Annotated in this window: 14 protein-coding genes; 3 read left to right on the top strand and 11 right to left on the bottom strand. The window is 57.2% G+C overall.

Annotated elements, in window-relative coordinates:
* Window positions 1–36: 36 nt before the first annotated feature.
* The 5 genes from ubiA to malK all read right to left on the bottom strand — a co-directional run bounded on the left by ubiA (window position 37) and on the right by malK (window position 5,137).
* Window positions 37–909: a 4-hydroxybenzoate octaprenyltransferase gene (gene ubiA, locus ET34_RS0109110; RefSeq protein WP_031521383.1), complete on the bottom strand. Its 873-nt coding sequence runs from the start codon at window positions 907–909 to the stop codon at window positions 37–39.
* The gene (ubiC, locus tag ET34_RS0109105) at window positions 909–1,418 is read right to left on the bottom strand and encodes a chorismate lyase (protein WP_031521381.1); all 510 of its coding nucleotides are present in this window, start codon (window positions 1,416–1,418) and stop codon (window positions 909–911) included. Before ubiC ends, ubiA begins: the two co-directional genes overlap by 1 nt.
* Before the next feature lie 153 nt (window positions 1,419–1,571).
* On the bottom strand, window positions 1,572–2,543 hold the full coding sequence (gene malM / locus ET34_RS0109100; protein WP_031521379.1) for a maltose operon protein MalM: 972 nt from the start codon (window positions 2,541–2,543) through the stop codon (window positions 1,572–1,574).
* A 123-nt stretch (window positions 2,544–2,666) separates the two neighbouring features.
* A complete protein-coding gene (locus ET34_RS0109095) occupies window positions 2,667–3,983 on the bottom strand; it encodes a maltoporin (protein ID WP_031521378.1) in 1,317 nt (438 codons plus the stop codon).
* 44 nt (window positions 3,984–4,027) lie between these two features.
* Window positions 4,028–5,137 (bottom strand): maltose/maltodextrin ABC transporter ATP-binding protein MalK, encoded by a 1,110-nt coding sequence (malK, locus tag ET34_RS0109090; protein ID WP_031521376.1) that lies wholly within the window; start codon window positions 5,135–5,137, stop codon window positions 4,028–4,030.
* 366 nt (window positions 5,138–5,503) lie between these two features.
* On the opposite strand from malK, the gene malE reads away from it, so the two are divergent.
* From malE to malG, 3 genes are all read left to right on the top strand, one after another.
* Window positions 5,504–6,694 carry a maltose/maltodextrin ABC transporter substrate-binding protein MalE gene (malE, locus tag ET34_RS0109085; protein WP_031521374.1) on the top strand — a complete coding sequence of 397 codons (1,191 nt, stop codon included), beginning with the start codon at window positions 5,504–5,506 and terminating at the stop codon, window positions 6,692–6,694.
* A 113-nt stretch (window positions 6,695–6,807) separates the two neighbouring features.
* Window positions 6,808–8,352 carry a maltose ABC transporter permease MalF gene (malF, locus tag ET34_RS0109080; RefSeq protein ID WP_031521372.1) on the top strand — a complete coding sequence of 515 codons (1,545 nt, stop codon included), beginning with the start codon at window positions 6,808–6,810 and terminating at the stop codon, window positions 8,350–8,352.
* 11 nt (window positions 8,353–8,363) lie between these two features.
* Window positions 8,364–9,254 (top strand): maltose ABC transporter permease MalG, encoded by an 891-nt coding sequence (gene malG, locus ET34_RS0109075; protein ID WP_031521371.1) that lies wholly within the window; start codon window positions 8,364–8,366, stop codon window positions 9,252–9,254.
* A gap of 82 nt (window positions 9,255–9,336) precedes the next feature.
* Here the strand turns inward: malG and psiE are convergent, their stop codons facing one another.
* The 6 genes from psiE to pgi all read right to left on the bottom strand — a co-directional run bounded on the left by psiE (window position 9,337) and on the right by pgi (window position 15,770).
* Window positions 9,337–9,750, bottom strand: coding sequence for a phosphate-starvation-inducible protein PsiE (gene psiE / locus ET34_RS0109070; RefSeq protein WP_031521369.1), 414 nt, complete (start codon window positions 9,748–9,750; stop codon window positions 9,337–9,339).
* A gap of 223 nt (window positions 9,751–9,973) precedes the next feature.
* Window positions 9,974–12,070: a YjbH domain-containing protein gene (locus ET34_RS0109065; RefSeq protein ID WP_031521367.1), complete on the bottom strand. Its 2,097-nt coding sequence runs from the start codon at window positions 12,068–12,070 to the stop codon at window positions 9,974–9,976.
* Complete coding sequence (locus ET34_RS0109060) at window positions 12,070–12,807, bottom strand: capsule biosynthesis GfcC family protein (RefSeq protein ID WP_031521365.1); 738 nt, start codon at window positions 12,805–12,807, stop codon at window positions 12,070–12,072. The genes ET34_RS0109065 and ET34_RS0109060 overlap by 1 nt, the downstream gene beginning before the upstream one ends.
* Window positions 12,804–13,442 carry a YjbF family lipoprotein gene (locus ET34_RS0109055; RefSeq protein ID WP_031521364.1) on the bottom strand — a complete coding sequence of 213 codons (639 nt, stop codon included), beginning with the start codon at window positions 13,440–13,442 and terminating at the stop codon, window positions 12,804–12,806. The genes ET34_RS0109060 and ET34_RS0109055 overlap by 4 nt, the downstream gene beginning before the upstream one ends.
* A 60-nt stretch (window positions 13,443–13,502) precedes the next feature.
* The gene (gene yjbE, locus ET34_RS21720; RefSeq protein ID WP_072001997.1) at window positions 13,503–13,751 is read right to left on the bottom strand and encodes an exopolysaccharide production protein YjbE; all 249 of its coding nucleotides are present in this window, start codon (window positions 13,749–13,751) and stop codon (window positions 13,503–13,505) included.
* 369 nt (window positions 13,752–14,120) lie between these two features.
* Window positions 14,121–15,770 (bottom strand): glucose-6-phosphate isomerase, encoded by a 1,650-nt coding sequence (pgi, locus tag ET34_RS0109050; protein WP_031521362.1) that lies wholly within the window; start codon window positions 15,768–15,770, stop codon window positions 14,121–14,123.
* Window positions 15,771–16,010: the final 240 nt, after the last annotated feature.

The raw sequence follows: 16,010 nt of genomic DNA, 5'->3' as shown, positions 1-16,010 counted from the left end.
CCGCCTTTTTCATCTCCGTAGCCCATGCTGGGTGGATTAACGCGTCAGGTAGCTGACCGCAATACCAATAAACAGCGCCATCCCTGCGTAATTATTGTTCAGAAACGCGCGGAAACAGGCCTCGCGCTCGCGTCCGGCGGTGATACGCTGCTGATAGATAAACAGCGCGCCCGCCACTGCCAGCGAAGCGTAGAACACCCAGCCCAGCCCGTTCAGCCAGCCTACCGTCGCCATCAGCGCCAGTACCATAATTTGCAGGATGCCGATAATCATATTGTCGAAACGTCCAAACAGGATTGCCGTGGATTTCACGCCGATTTTCAGGTCGTCGTCACGATCGACCATCGCATACTGGGTGTCATAGGCTACGGTCCAGCAGATGTTGGCGAAGAACATCAGCCAGCAGCTCAGCGGCAGCGTTTCGCTGACGGCGGAAAACGCCATCGGGATCGACCAGCCAAACGCAGCGCCCAGCACCACCTGCGGCAGATGGGTGTAGCGTTTCATGAATGGATACATCCATGCCAGCCCCAACGCAGCCACCGACAGCAGGATGGTCATCAGGTTCAGCGTCAACACCAGCGCAAAGGCGAGCAGCACCAGAATAATGAACAGGTTGCGCGCCTCTTTTTCCGTCACCGCCCCGCTCGGTAGCGGACGATGCGCGGTTCGCTTAACGTGCCCGTCGATTTTACGATCGGCGTAGTCGTTAACCACGCAGCCCGCGGCGCGCATCAGCCAGACGCCGGTGACAAACACCGCCAGGATCCACAGCGGCGGAACGCCGGGTGCAGCGACCCACAGCGCCCACAGCGTCGGCCACAGCAGCAGCAGCGCGCCGATAGGTTTGTCAGTACGCATCAGCCGATGGTAAGCCAGCAGCTTGCTTTGCGTCAGACTCCACTCCATTAGTTTTCCCCTTCATATAGTGGTGATGCTGTCAAAAACAGCTCGGTCAGCAGCAGCGGCTTGCCTGACAGGCGCAGGCGCGAACGTCGCCCCCAGAGCGCATCACGCTGGCCTACCTGAATAAAATCGCGTGTCAGGGTGGATGCGGTAAAAAGGTAGCGCCCGAGCGGCGTGGTACCAAGCTGCTGCAGCGCCAGTTCCGGGCCACTCAGGGTGGACTCGGGGACCAGCGTGCGCCCGGCAAGCCAGGGTTCGCCATCACCGCACAGCAGGATCTCCCGCAGCCAGTAACGCGGTTCTGCGGGCAGCAGCTCAAGGGCATCGCGCGCCATGTCCGGGCCGACAAAACCTTCGTTAACGACAATTACGCTCACCTTTTCGCAGTGCTGTTCGAAGCGTTTGGTCATGGAATCTTCCAGCAACAGCCAGTCGAGCAGTTCGCCGCTCAGGGAGGGGATCTCATCAAAAAAGGACAGTGCGCGAAGCTCCGCCAGCGCAGGGTGGGACATGCGTTTCACTCCGGAAGTCGTCATAACAAGCATTGTAACGCAGAACCGGAACAGGATGGGGAAAGGTGAGGGATAACGCAAGCGTTCGCCACAGGAAAAAGGGTGCGCCGAAGCGCACCAGGTATTGCAAGCATCAGCAATGTGGGGAAACGATCACCCCTTGCCTTTTACACTGCTGATAAAAACAGAACGGGCGGAGGTGGAACCCAGACGCTCGGCTTCATTCAGCAGTTTCAGGGCTTTATCGACATCCCCACTGGCAACGGCCTGCTTGATGGCCTGATTGAAGTAGGCTTCCGTATCGTTCAGTACCGGAGCCGCTTTCGGCGCTGGCGCCTGGGCTGGCACGCTGGCCGGGGCGGGTGCGGCATAAGCCTGGGCCGGTGCCGGGGCGCTGTAAGCCTGCGCGGGCGCAGCGGTATTGCCCACGGTCACCGATGCCTGGCCGGAGGAGCCAAACAGCGGGCCAACCAGAATACTGGAGGCTGAGTTAGTACTTACTTTCAATCTCAGCGTGCCGTCAGCGGTATGACGCGCTACCGGGTCAGCAATGTCAGGCACCGCATTCCCTACGCCCTTCGCATAGGCTTTCGCAGGGTTGGTCATGGTGGTGGTCTGCTGGAGATCCTGCGGTGTGGTAAAGGCCAGCACATAGATCTTCTGCTGCCCTAATGCCGGGGTCAGCTTGATGGTGCCTTCCAGGCGGTCTTCAGACACCACGCCCGGCTCTTTGTATTCGAAGTAGCTCGACGGGAAATAGGCCGCCGGAGAGAGATTCTCATCGAGCACCAGCACGTTCGGTGCGAACACGCTGCGCTGCTTATCGGCCACGCTGGTCAGGGTGATGGTGAGCTCGCCGACATTAGCCGGGACGCTCCAGGCGGCAACTTTCCCGCTGATACCAGGTGCGTTGAGCGACTGACCCGCGCTGGCAAGCACGGCGGTCTGGGTTTGCGACGGCGCAACCGGGGTCCAGACAATCTGTTGCAGCGCCGAGGCCGGGATGGCCGGTGCGGCGGCGGTATTCTGCGGCACGATGTTCACTTCCGCGAAGCCGGTTACGGGCAGCACGGCCAACAGGCTTGCGCTCAGGCAGAGTGCAATGACGCTTTTTTTCATTTTCATTGTGATGACCTCAGATGATGAAGTGAAGCGGTAGCCAGGCAATAGCGCGCTTCACTAAGGCTCTTACTTAATTGAGGGTTAACGAATGAGGGGCAGCGCCCCTCATGTGGTCATGACACAGAATTACCACCAGATTTCCATCTGGGCGCCGAAGGTGACTTCATCGCTGTCGCCACGGCTGGTGGTGCCAAACGGCGTAAAGGTGCCGTTGGTGGCCGCGAAGGAGGTTGCGCTGTCGTTGTCAGCTTTCACGTAGCCCCACTTCTCATCCCACTTGGCATAGGTCGCAAATACACGGATAGCCGGACGAGACCAGATGCTGTTGCCTGCCTGCCACTGCTGCGCGAGGGTGATTTTGTACTGGCTGTTACGCTCGCCCACTTCCTGGGATTTCACGTTGTCGTAGCCCACTTCCATCAGGGTGCTCATGATCGGCGTCCACTTGTACATTGGACGCACGCCGACGGTCCACCAGGTGTTGCCGCGATTGTTGTCACGGTCGGTGTCCTGATACATACCGACGTACATCATGTCCCAGTCATCGCCCAGGCTGATTGAACCGTGGTCGAGGAAGCGAATCATGCTGCCGTCGTTATCGACAGAACCACCGCGCGCCTGGCCTTTACCCTGAGAAATCATAGAGTCGGTAGCGTACTGCACCACGAACTTGTTGAAGCCAGTGCCGATAGTCTGTGTATGTTCAGCGGTGAACATCCAGCCATCTTTGGTCGCGCCCGGCTCAAGGTAGTAGTCGTCAGGAATGTTAGTGTGACCGTAGTCCACGCCCAGCTCTAATGCGCCGTTCGGGTTAGTTTCGATACCAGCTAAACGCACGTCAAAGACATCGTTCGGCACTTCGTTGTTATAGGTTCTGATACCGGTTTCTGGATCAACATCGCCGAATGCGGAAGATCCACCCTGCTCAGATGAACGGGTTGCCGCGAAGGAGAGCTTACCGATACCAACGTCGATGTTTTCCAGACCCGCACCCGGGCCGGAAATATCCCAGTAGTAGAAGTCGATCATGTGCACGTCATGACGCTGGTAGAAACGCTTACCGGCCCAGATATTGGCACCCGGCAGCGCATCGATCAGGTCCTTACCGACGACGTTAAATTCGCGAATGGCTGGGGTATTGCTGTCTTCCCAGTCGTTGATCTGATCGGATTTATAGGCAATGTTCGAGTCGAAGTAGAAGCTCTTATCGCCCTCTTTCCACACTTCCTGGCCCAGCTTAATTTCAGCGTAGGTTTCGCACTCGTTACCAAGACGATACTTGGCATCGGCACCGGTTGCCTGGAAACATTGTTGCGTACCGCCGCCGCCAGTCCAGCCAATACCGGAACGGGCGTAGCCTTTGAAATCAACAGCGGATGCCTGGGCGGCGAAAATGCCGGCCATTACAGCCACTGCCAGAGGGAGTTTGCGCAGAGTAATCATCGTTCTGTCTCCTGAGACCTTGCTTTTCTTTTGTTATGGAATGCTTAAACGCCTGGCTCTTTATGCAGCCGACGGCACGCGGTTCCATCTTCACGGAACAGATGGCAACGCTCTGGCGGCAAACCGATGGCGAATGTGGCACCCTCTTCTACCAGCACCACGTCATTCTGGCGGTAGACCAGGTTCTGACGAATGGCCGGAATTTGGATATGAATCTGCGTTTCGTGGCCGAGCTGTTCGACAACCTGCACCACGCCTTCCAGCGTGACGTCAGCGATATCGCTGGGCAGCAGATGTTCAGGACGAATGCCCAGCGACATGTTGGCACCCACCTGCACGTTTTCACTGTCAACCGGCAGCCAGACCTGCTGACGGTTCGGTAACTCAACCTGCACCTGATCGATAGCGGTGGCTGTCACTTTCACCGGCAGGAAGTTCATCTTCGGCGAGCCGATAAAGCCCGCGACAAAGCGATCTGCCGGATAGTGGTACAGCTCCAGCGGTTTGCCGACCTGCGCCACGCGCCCGGCATCCAGCACCACGATTTTGTCGGCCAGCGTCATCGCTTCGACCTGATCGTGGGTGACGTAAATCATGGTGCGCCCGAGTCGCTTATGCAGACGGGAAATCTCTATGCGCATCTGTACGCGCAGCGCTGCATCCAGGTTCGACAGCGGTTCATCCAGCAGGAACACCCGCGGCTGCGCCACCAGCGTACGGCCAATGGCGACGCGCTGGCGCTGCCCGCCGGAAAGCGCTTTCGGACGGCGATCCAGCAAATGTCCGAGCTGCAGCACGTCAGCGACCTGGGTGACCTGCTGATTAATCAAATCTTTTTTGGCACCGGCCAGCTTCAGGCCGAAAGACATGTTCTCCGCGACGGAAAGATGCGGGTAGAGCGCATAGGACTGGAACACCATGCCGACGCCGCGCTCGGCGGGCGGGACATCGTTCATGCGCGTAGCACCAATGTGCAAATCGCCGCTGGTGATGGTTTCAAGCCCGGCAATCATGCGCAGCAGCGTTGATTTGCCGCAGCCAGATGGCCCGACAAATACCACGAACTCCCCTTCCTGAATGTCGAGGTTGATATCTTTCGATACCACCACGTCACCCCAGGACTTCGTTACATTCCGCAACTGCACGCTCGCCATGCCTTTCTCCCTTCGTTACAACGGTCAGCCAAAAACAACAATGCCGTGACTATGCGAGCTGACCCGGTTCAGGTAATCCTCCACCCCCATGCTTTTTTATGGGGGAGGAGGCGGGAGGATGAGGGCCGGACGTCTGCCACCGGCCAGGCGCGGCGACAGCGATTTTCGTGACGAAGGTTTTAATTTTCCGCGCCTTTTTGTGTGCGCCTGGACACATAACTCCATTTTATGGAGCCGGGATCACACAACCAGACGGTGGGGCGTAGGCCACAGGAGGATGAGAAGCGCTTGCCAGATGCGCAGACTGTGCCCTGTAAAAGCCACCACCTGTATATCCATGTGCACTCAGCAAAAAGGATGGGATCTATGAAAATGAAAACCGGCGTGCGCATCCTCGCTTTGTCCGTTCTGACAACGATGATGTTCCCGGCCTCTGCCCTTGCCAAAATTGAAGAAGGGAAACTGGTTATCTGGATTAACGGCGATAAGGGTTATAACGGCCTGGCCGAGGTTGGTAAGAAATTCGAGAAAGACACCGGTATTAAGGTCAGCGTAGAGCATCCGGACAAACTGGAAGAGAAGTATCCGCAGGTGGCCGCGACCGGCGACGGCCCGGACATTATCTTCTGGGCGCATGACCGTTTCGGCGGCTACGCGCAGTCTGGCCTGCTGGCAGAAATTTCCCCCGATAAAGCGTTCCAGGACAAGCTCTACCCGTTCACCTGGGACGCCGTGCGCTATAACGGCAAGCTGATCGCCTATCCGATCTCCGTCGAAGCGCTGTCGCTCATCTATAACAAAGATCTGGTCGCCAACCCGCCGAAAACCTGGGAAGAGATCCCGGCGCTGGATAAAGAGCTGAAGGCGAAAGGTAAGAGCGCGCTGATGTTCAACCTGCAGGAACCGTACTTCACCTGGCCGCTGATTGCCGCAGACGGTGGCTACGCCTACAAGTTTGAGAACGGCAAATACGATGTGAAAGACGTGGGCGTGGACAGCGCTGGCGCGAAGGCGGGTCTTGGCTTCCTGGTTGAGCTGGTGAAAAACAAACACATCAACGCCGACACCGATTACTCCATCGCTGAAGCCGCCTTTAACAAGGGCGAAACCGCAATGACCATCAATGGTCCGTGGGCGTGGAGCAACATCGATAAGAGCAAGGTTAACTACGGCGTTGCGCTGCTGCCGAGCTTCAAAGGCAAGCCGTCGAAACCGTTCGTTGGGGTACTGAGCGCCGGTATCAACGCCGCCAGCCCGAACAAAGAGCTGGCGAAGGAGTTCCTCGAAAACTACCTGCTGACCGATGACGGCCTCGACATGGTGAACAAAGACAAACCGCTGGGTGCAGTCGCGCTGAAGTCCTTCCAGGAGACGCTGGCGAAAGATCCGCGCATTGCCGCCACCATGGATAACGCGCAGAAAGGCGAAATTATGCCGAACGTGCCGCAGATGTCTGCCTTCTGGTATGCGGTTCGCACCGCGGTGATCAACGCCGTGAGCGGTCGCCAGTCTGTAGATGAAGCGCTGAAAGACGCCCAGGGACGCGTAACGAAGTAAGCAACACGGCGGGTGGCGTTCCGCTCACCCGCCTGGTCCTGCGGCGTGGTCCGTAGGTCAGGTAAGCGCAGCGCACCTGACGTCAGTATTCACAGTTGTAGAGGAAGAACCCCATGGATGTTGTAAGAAAGACCCACTGGTGGCAAAGCGATACGCTCAAATGGTCGGTTATCGCGCTGCTCGGCCTGCTGGTGGGATATCTTGTCGTTCTGATGTACGCCCAGGGGGAGTACCTGTTTGCCATCATGACGCTGCTGCTCAGCGCCACGGGGCTCTATATTTTCGCCAGACGTAAAACCTACGCCTGGCGCTATGTCTATCCTGGCCTTGCCGGCATGGGGCTGTTCGTTCTGTTCCCGCTGGTCTGCACCATTGCCATTGCCTTCACCAACTACAGTAGCACCAACCAGCTCACCCAGGAGCGCGCGCAACAGGTGCTGCTGGATCGTCAGTATCAGGCCGGGAAAAGCTACAGCTTTGGCCTCTATCCGTCGGGCGATGCCTGGCAGCTGGCGCTGACCGATGGCGACAGCGGCAAATACTATCTTTCCGACGCCTTTACATTTGGCGGCGAGCAGACGTTAACCCTGAACGAGGCCGACGCCCTGCCCGCCGGCGAACGCGCTACGCTGCGCGCGATCACCCAGAACCGCCAGGCGCTGAGCCAGATCACCGCCCGGCTTCCGGACGAGAGCGAACTGGTGATGAGCTCCCTGCGTCAGTTCTCCGGTACGCGCCCGCTCTATACTCTGGCCGATAACGGCACGCTGACCAACAACCAGAGCGGCGTGAAGTATCAGCCCAATAATGACATTGGCTTCTACGAGTCGGTGAACGCCGATGGCGGCTGGGCGGGCGACAAGCTCAGTCCGGGTTATACGGTGACTATCGGCTGGGATAACTTCATGCGCGTCTTCGTTGACGAAGGCATCCAGAAACCGTTTATCGCGATCTTCGTCTGGACCGTGGTGTTCTCGCTGTTAACGGTGGTGCTGACCGTGGCGGTGGGGATGGTACTGGCGTGTCTGGTGCAGTGGGAATCCCTGAAGGGCAAAGCCATTTACCGCGTGCTGCTGATCCTGCCCTACGCGGTGCCGTCGTTTATCTCGATCCTAATTTTCAAAGGGTTGTTCAACCAGAGCTTCGGTGAGATCAACATGATGCTGAGCGGCCTGTTCGGCATCAAACCCGCCTGGTTCAGCGACCCGAACACCGCCCGCGCGATGGTGGTAATCGTTAACACCTGGCTTGGCTATCCGTACATGATGATCCTCTGCATGGGGCTGCTGAAAGCGATTCCGGACGATCTCTATGAAGCCTCGGCGATGGACGGCGCGGGTCCGTTCCAGAATTTTTTCAAAATTACGCTACCGCTGCTGATCAAGCCGCTGACGCCGCTGATGATCGCCAGCTTTGCCTTCAACTTTAATAACTTCGTGCTGATCCAGCTGCTGACCAACGGCGGGCCGGATCGCCTCGGCACCACCACGCCGGCGGGCTATACCGATCTGCTGGTGAGCTACACCTACCGTATCGCCTTCGAGGGCGGCGGCGGCCAGGACTTCGGGCTGGCGGCCGCGATCGCCACGCTGATCTTCCTGCTGGTGGGTGCGCTGGCGATTGTGAATCTCAAAGCCACACGCATGAAGTTTGATTGAGGAGAAATACGATGGCTATGGTTCAACCCAAATCTCAAAAGCTGCGCCTGCTGATAACGCATGCCGGACTGCTGCTGTTTATCGCGGCCATTATGTTTCCGCTGCTGATGGTCATTGCCATCTCGCTGCGCGCGGGCAACTTCGCCACGGGCAGCCTGATCCCGGAGCAGATCTCCTGGGAGCACTGGCGGCTGGCGCTGGGATTCAGCGTTGAGCACGCCGATGGCAGGGTCACCCCGCCGCCGTTCCCGGTGCTGCTGTGGCTGTGGAACTCGATTAAGGTCGCGGCGATCACCGCCATTGGCATTGTCGCGCTCTCGACCACCTGCGCCTATGCATTCGCCCGTATGCGTTTCCCCGGTAAAGCGACGCTGCTGAAAGGGATGCTGATTTTCCAGATGTTCCCCGCGGTGCTGTCGCTGGTGGCGCTCTACGCGCTGTTTGACCGTCTCGGCCAGTACATTCCGTTTATCGGGCTAAACACCCACGGCGGCGTGATCTTCGCCTATCTGGGCGGCATCGCGCTGCATGTCTGGACGATTAAGGGCTATTTCGAAACCATTGACGGGTCGCTAGAAGAGGCTGCTGCGCTGGATGGCGCGACGCCGTGGCAGGCGTTCCGTCTGGTGCTGCTGCCGCTGTCGGTGCCGATTCTGGCAGTGGTGTTTATTCTGTCATTTATTGCCGCGATTACCGAAGTGCCGGTTGCTTCGCTGCTGCTGCGTGACGTGAACAGCTACACGCTGGCGGTGGGGATGCAGCAGTATCTCAATCCGCAGAACTACCTGTGGGGCGACTTCGCAGCAGCGGCGGTGCTCTCTGCCATCCCGATTACCGTGGTGTTCCTGCTGGCCCAGCGCTGGCTGGTCAGCGGGCTGACGGCGGGCGGCGTTAAAGGTTGACCTTGTTATCGTTAAGCTGTGCCACTGCGCGTTCTGTTATCCCTTACTATGATGTTTGTTGCGGCCTGCGGGCCGCTTTTTTTTATTCTCGCTTCAGGCGTTTAGAGTTACACAGCCAGAGCGTGATCACCATCAGCAGGATGGCCCCGGAATAGATCAGCACATCCATCGGCGATTTATGGTCGATGATGATCAGCCGGATAATGGCCGTGATGCCGATATAGATGAAATAGCGCAGCGGAAAGTGGAACCCGGACTGGAAGTACTTCACGATCAGCGCGATAAATTCGAAATAGAGGAAATAGACCACCAGCCCTTCCACCAGCTCATACTTGGTGATTTTTTCCCCGTCGCTGAACAGCACGTCAGCGAGGTGCAGCGTCTCTTTACCCAGAAAGATAATCAGGATGATCCCGAGGCATAACAGCGCCAGGTTAAGCACCGTTTGCAGGATGGAAGAGACCCACTCAACGCGCGGGCGTGAAGACGGGAGCATTGAGGACATAGCGCACCTTTATTAACCGAATCGGGAAATCCGTTATACGGTAAAAGTGTGATCCAGATCCACATTATTTGCTTATCTTTAGTGTGCGTTTACCGCAGGAGCGTGGAGGGACAAACGCGGTTATTCGAAAAGAGATGAAAGCAGGTGAAGTTATTGAGATGGCTGACAAAGTAAGACATGAACAGCCCTCTCCGGAGAGAGGGCTGTTCACTGATTAACGGAAGTTAATGCTCTTGTCGCTGGTCATGCTGTAGAGATCGAACTTACGACCCAGCATCTGACCACCGTCACGCGTCAGCGGCGTCCAGCCAATAGCCGCGCGGCTACGGGTTGGCCCGGCGGTGAACAGATCCAGCGGCACAGAGACGTACACCCCTTTGGTGAACTCCCCTTCGCCGTAGGCTTCCGCCGACACGTTGGTGATAGTGGCATACGCCCCCACGACCACGCCGCTGTCGTAATGCTTCGCCACTTCCAGCGTGCCGCCCTTATCGCCTGCCAGATACTGGCCGACGCTGGCCTTGATCAGCACGTCCTGCGCAAACGGCGGCGTCCAGTAGGCGGTCAGGTGACCGGTTTTCACGCTGTAGTCGGTGAATTTCATCATGTCCTGCGCGCTACGCCAGTCACGCTGCTTCACGTAGTTGGCGTTGACGCCCAGCGCCCAGTTGCTGTCCACCGGACGCCACAGCACTTCGGCACCGGCACCGCCGTACATGGTTTCCAGGTAACCGCCGTACACCTGGCCGTAGAAATCATTTCCCAGATACTGGAAGTAGTTGGCCTGAAGGTTGTTGACGTAAACGTTGTTCTTCACGTACTCACGCACCATAGTACGCACGCGCGGCAGCGAGGAGTCGCCCGGCGAGTCGCTGTAGCTGAACTTGTCGTAGTTGTTGGCGATATTGCCAAACAGGCTACCGGTGGTCAGCAGGTGGTCGGTCAGCCACCAGTCAGCGGTGCCCATCAGGCCAACCTGGTACATGTAGAAGCTTTCCGGGCCGCCGAAGGACTGGTTCAGCACCGGGTCAAAGTGAATATCAAAGTCCTTCTTCTCAATGTACCAGCCCTGATCGGTCTGATCCGGCACGATCGGCGTGGTGCGATGCTGCACCAGTTCAGTTTCGTGACCCAGCGGCTCACCTTCCAGATGACGCTTCAGGCTGGCGACATCGGTCTCGGTCGTCACCTGCGGCATATTGAGACGGTTTTCCGTGATGCGGATAGTGCGCACCCCGTCCGGCAGATCGTTCATCACGATGCGGTTGGCACGTTCGATGCCTTCGCGCGAATCACGGTATTTCACCTGTTCGCCGGTGACATACAGCGTGTCGCCTTTCACCTGAATCCGCGGGTTGGTCAGCCCGGCATTGTATTTCAGCTGGGTAAGCTGGTTGGCAACCACCGAGTGCTGAAGGATCGCATCCTGCGGCTGCGGACGATATGCCGGACGCGCGTTGTCGCTATACGACGGACGCAGGTCATTGAAGTTATTGCGCAGCGTCACCCCGAACATCACGGTGTTTCCGCGCTCGTAGCTGACGTTAACGTCGGCCCAGTCGGTGACGCGATAGATGGCCCCGACGTTGAACTTGCGCTTCTGCTCAATCTTGCCAGCGAACTCTTCGCTGTAGTTGTTGCCTTCGTACTCGACCTTCAGGCGCAGCGGCTGCCACGGCGTCTGGTATTCAATCCCGCCGAACAGCGCCGCCGGGCCGTGGAACATGTCGCTGCTGTCTACGGAACCGGCGCGCTGATAGCTGCCGTCGCGATAGCAGAACTTATCGCTGTAGGAGCAGAACGGGTTACGGACGTTGGCATTGGTGCCGAGGTAGCCCCAGCCCATGCCGAGCGTAAAGTCGAATGGCCCCCAGGCCTTGCTGGCAACGAGGTATTCGGCATCAAACAGGCCGGTACCGCCGATATCGCGCGCGCCCACCGCCACCTGCGGCAGCCAGTAGCCCTCTTCCCACAGGCGCAGTTTGAGATCGAAGGCTTTATCTTTATAGGTCTGGTCGCCGGAGAAGGAGTCAACGTTACTGTAATCACGGGTACGCACATCGGTGTAGCGCAGCGTGGTTTCCAGCCACGGGAACAGCTGCACCGAGGCGGAGTAGTAGCGGTACTGATCGTTATCGCGGTAGTTAAGGCTGATTTCACCCTCGCGCGCCATACGCGCGGTGGGCGTCTGCATCAGGCCAACGCCGCCGAAGTCAGACTGCGACGGGCCAACCGGCGGCGGCAAGGTTTCAGCGTGGCAGGCTGCCGAAACGGCGAGCGCCAGCACGCTGTAGAGACAGGTCTTTTTCATCAATCCGGTATCCGATGGGTCAGAGAGCGAAGGATTTGCGCATTGAGGTCTTCCCAGGTGGAGCTAAACAGGGAATCCGCGAAGCCGACAAAAATGATGCTGCCGGGCATCGGCTCGACATGACGTCGGTTCCAGTACGCCACCGGCGTTTTCTCCGTCCGTCCATCCGGATAAATAATCCAGGCATAGCTGCGCTCTGCGCCGCTCAACAGGCTGACATCATCCAGATAGTCCACCACCGAGCGGCCCGCGGAGAAGGTGACGCGGCCAGGCTTATTGATCAGGCCAAACATCGTTACCGTGGAGGGCTGCGCCCCGACCCACAGCTGATACTGCCCCTCTACCGGTACGTTATCCTGCTGGCGCACGCGTACCCGATCGGGGTCGAGATTGACAATCTGCCGCCCGGTCACCTTGATCGCCTCAAGCTGGGCACGCAGGCTGTTGATTGCCGCGCCGTCATCCCCACCCTCTTCGGCGGCCACCTGGCGCAGCGTATTCAGTAGCTGCTTGTGCTGCTGCTCTGCCACGGCCGTCGCCTGGCGTTCGCTAATTACCGCTCCCGGCCACCAGGTGCGCGCCAGCGCCGGCTGGGAAACCACATCCGCCAGCCTTTTGGCACCGCTAATGGTCAGCGGCGCGACGCCCGGTCCCTGCATCACAGTGACCGTGGCATCGGCGAGAACCGCGGTGGAAGAGAGGCAGAAAATGAGCGAAGCGAGTGCTGTGTGTTTCATTCTTTCGCTGCCTTAATCAATGTCATGGTGACAGGAAAATAGTCTGCACCAAGGTACTGTTGCGACTGGCGGATAATGCCCTCGCTATCTATCCAGTAGCGATTGCGCCAGCTTTTATGATCGGTTTCGACCTCTTCAACGAGCACGCGCACCGGCGTCACGCTGCTGCCCACGGTCAGGGTGTCATTGCCATCCCAGCTAAAGGTGGAGCGGGCCGTGGCATAGCGCACGCGCTTGTGTTCGGTCCAGCCGATGGTGCGCGTCCAGCCTGTGCCGTCAATGATTTGATTCGGCTTTGCCAGCGGGTCAGCGGAAAGGTTAGAGACGTCAATCAGGTTGTCGCCGCCGAGCAGGGTTTTTACCAGTCGCCCTTTTTGCGTCACCAGCGTCGCCTGGTCCTGGGTTACCCATTTTTGCTGGCCGTTTTCGGCAAACGCCAGCACGACAAACAGCTGGGGTCCGTTGTTCAGCCGGACATACTGGCTGGCATAAGGCATGTTCTGGATGTCGTCATCCGTGAGCTGTACGCCATCTTCGCCAAGCACGCTATTCCAGAGGGTTGTGCCCAACCCTTTAGTGGTGGATGAGCACGCTTGTAGAAGCAGGCACACTAAAATTATCGCAACTCGCTGCACGATATTTCCCCGAGGTCAAAATAACCACACCGAAGTGTGGTTATGGTTAAAACACCCTGATTACTGGGTGGCGGTACTGGTTGTGGTAGTTGTGGTGGTCCCGGTGTTAGAACCATCGCCACCACCGGTAGCAGCAAGTGCCACACCGACTACCGACCCTACAGTACTGGCGCTGGTCGCAGTAGAACTACCTGCAGACACAGACGTTGCCGCGCTACCTGCTGCTTCACCGACCGCAACCGGATCCGCCCAGGCAGACGAAGCCGCCAGCGAGGATATGGCAAGAATGCCATAAATAATTTTCTTCATAACTATTTCCCTTCATTTAATGAATGGAGAGGTGCCCAAAAAGCTTTTCAGGCGCATTCGAGTATACACAACAACCCCTTCACGTTTACGTGCCGGGGAAATAGCGGAAGAGTTTTAGGACTAGCAGATAATATATATCACAATGACAATATAATTTAATATAAAAACGTTAAATTACAATTAGTTAAAATATAACCACCAGAGTATGAACGTCGGGGTTTTCTGAAAAGGATGGCATGTCATCTGCACAGCTATAGCGACTTTCAGATTAACCTGATCGGTGTGAAGGCAGGGAAATAAGCGACAAGAAGATTAGTCTGAGAATAAGCGCCAGCATTACGCTGGCGCTTTATAAGAAGAAACTATTGCTTAAGCGCGCCACGCTTTGTAGCGGTTGATCAGCCCGTTGGTGGAACTGTCGTGGCTGTTGATTGCCTGCTCATCGCCCAGCTCCGGCAGGATACGGTTCGCCAGCTGTTTACCCAGCTCTACGCCCCACTGGTCGAAGGTGAAGATATTCAGGATAGCGCCCTGGGTGAAGATTTTGTGCTCATACAGCGCAATCAGTGCGCCCAGGCTGAACGGGGTAATTTCACGCAGCAGGATGGAGTTGGTCGGGCGGTTGCCTTCAAACACCTTGAACGGCACCACGTGATCCAGCGTTTTCGGGTCTTTACCCTGATCGGCAAACTCTTTCTCCACCACATCGCGGGACTTACCAAACGCCAGCGCCTCGGTCTGAGCAAAGAAGTTAGACAGCAGCTTGGCGTGGTGATCCGAAAGCGGGTTATGGGTTTTCGCCGGGGCGATAAAGTCGCACGGTACCATTTTGGTGCCCTGATGAATCAGCTGGTAGAACGCGTGCTGGCCGTTCGTACCCGGTTCACCCCAGATGATTGGCCCGGTCTGGTAATCCACCGGATTGCCGTTGCGGTCAACGAACTTGCCGTTGGACTCCATGTTGCCCTGCTGGAAGTAGGCCGCAAAGCGATGCATGTACTGGTCGTAAGGCAGAATGGCTTCGGTTTCCGCGCCAAAGAAGTTGTTGTACCAGATACCGATCAGCGCCAGCAGCACCGGCAGGTTTTTCTCAAACGGGGTGCTGGAGAAGTGCTGGTCCATCGCGTGCGCGCCGGACAGCAGCTCGACGAAGTTGTCGTAGCCCACGGAAAGAATAATCGACAGACCAATCGCTGACCACAGAGAGTAGCGGCCGCCAACCCAGTCCCAGAATTCGAACATGTTGGCGGTATCAATGCCAAACTCGCCGACCGCTTTAGCGTTAGTGGAGAGCGCCGCAAAGTGTTTCGCTACGTGCTGCTGATCGCCCGCCGCCTTCAGGAACCAGTCACGCGCGCTGTGGGCGTTAGTCATGGTTTCCTGGGTGGTGAAGGTTTTGGACGCCACCAGGAACAGGGTGCTTTCCGGATTCACTTTTTTCAGCACTTCGGCGATGTGGGTGCCATCGACGTTAGACACAAAGTGCATATTAAGATGGTTTTTGTACGGGCGCAGCGCTTCGGTCACCATGAACGGACCGAGGTCGGAGCCGCCGATACCGATGTTCACCACGTCGGTAATCGGCTTACCGGTGTAGCCTTTCCAGCTACCGGAGATAATGGATTCAGAGAAGGCTTTCATCTTCTCCAGTACCGCATTTACTTCTGGCATCACATCTTTGCCATCAACCAGAATCGGCGTATTGCTGCGGTTGCGCAGCGCGACGTGCAGTACAGCGCGGTCTTCGGTGCGGTTAATTTTTTCACCGGAGAACATGGATTTGATAGCGCCTGCCAGATCGGTCTCTTTCGCCAGATCCAGCAGCTTGCTCAGGGTTTCGTCGGTAATGCGGTTTTTGGAGTAATCCACCAGCATCAGGTCGTCGAAGGTAGCGGAGAATTTGCTGAACCGGTCGCTCTCTTTGGCGAACAGATCCGCAATACTCACCGTTTCCATGTCAGCGTAATGTTTCTCTAATGCCTGCCAGGCTGAAGTCTGCTTCGGGTTGATGTTTTTCATAGCAATACTCTTGTGATTTGAGAACTGTGACTGCGGTCGATTGTAGCGCCTGTCACTGGAAGTGCGATGATTTTTATCATGCTGCCCCGCGGAGATCGCACGGTCGTTCAAAGCCCAAAGTATAGCCGTTATAAGATATTTTCCTGGCGCCCGGCATAACATGAAAAATCCACATAACCCCGGCGTTGACAATAACCCCGCCAACCCTTTATTTATGAATAAGAACTCGTTATGCGAGTC

The sequence above is a fragment of the Siccibacter colletis genome, from assembly GCF_000696575.1.
GTDB classification, from domain to species: Bacteria; Pseudomonadota; Gammaproteobacteria; order Enterobacterales; family Enterobacteriaceae; genus Siccibacter; species Siccibacter colletis.
The sequence above is the reverse complement of the archived record's forward strand: the minus strand, read 5'-3'. Positions and strand labels throughout refer to the sequence as shown.

Coding starts and splice junctions, on each gene's coding strand:
- ubiA (WP_031521383.1), bottom strand. CDS start 909: ATGGAGTGGAGTCTGACGCAAAGCAAGCTGCTGGCTTACCATCGGCTG.
- ubiC (WP_031521381.1), bottom strand. CDS start 1,418: ATGTCCCACCCTGCGCTGGCGGAGCTTCGCGCACTGTCCTTTTTTGAT.
- malM (WP_031521379.1), bottom strand. CDS start 2,543: ATGAAAATGAAAAAAAGCGTCATTGCACTCTGCCTGAGCGCAAGCCTG.
- ET34_RS0109095 (WP_031521378.1), bottom strand. CDS start 3,983: ATGATTACTCTGCGCAAACTCCCTCTGGCAGTGGCTGTAATGGCCGGC.
- malK (WP_031521376.1), bottom strand. CDS start 5,137: ATGGCGAGCGTGCAGTTGCGGAATGTAACGAAGTCCTGGGGTGACGTG.
- malE (WP_031521374.1), top strand. CDS start 5,504: ATGAAAATGAAAACCGGCGTGCGCATCCTCGCTTTGTCCGTTCTGACA.
- malF (WP_031521372.1), top strand. CDS start 6,808: ATGGATGTTGTAAGAAAGACCCACTGGTGGCAAAGCGATACGCTCAAA.
- malG (WP_031521371.1), top strand. CDS start 8,364: ATGGCTATGGTTCAACCCAAATCTCAAAAGCTGCGCCTGCTGATAACG.
- psiE (WP_031521369.1), bottom strand. CDS start 9,750: ATGCTCCCGTCTTCACGCCCGCGCGTTGAGTGGGTCTCTTCCATCCTG.
- ET34_RS0109065 (WP_031521367.1), bottom strand. CDS start 12,070: ATGAAAAAGACCTGTCTCTACAGCGTGCTGGCGCTCGCCGTTTCGGCA.
- ET34_RS0109060 (WP_031521365.1), bottom strand. CDS start 12,807: ATGAAACACACAGCACTCGCTTCGCTCATTTTCTGCCTCTCTTCCACC.
- yjbE (WP_072001997.1), bottom strand. CDS start 13,751: ATGAAGAAAATTATTTATGGCATTCTTGCCATATCCTCGCTGGCGGCT.
- pgi (WP_031521362.1), bottom strand. CDS start 15,770: ATGAAAAACATCAACCCGAAGCAGACTTCAGCCTGGCAGGCATTAGAG.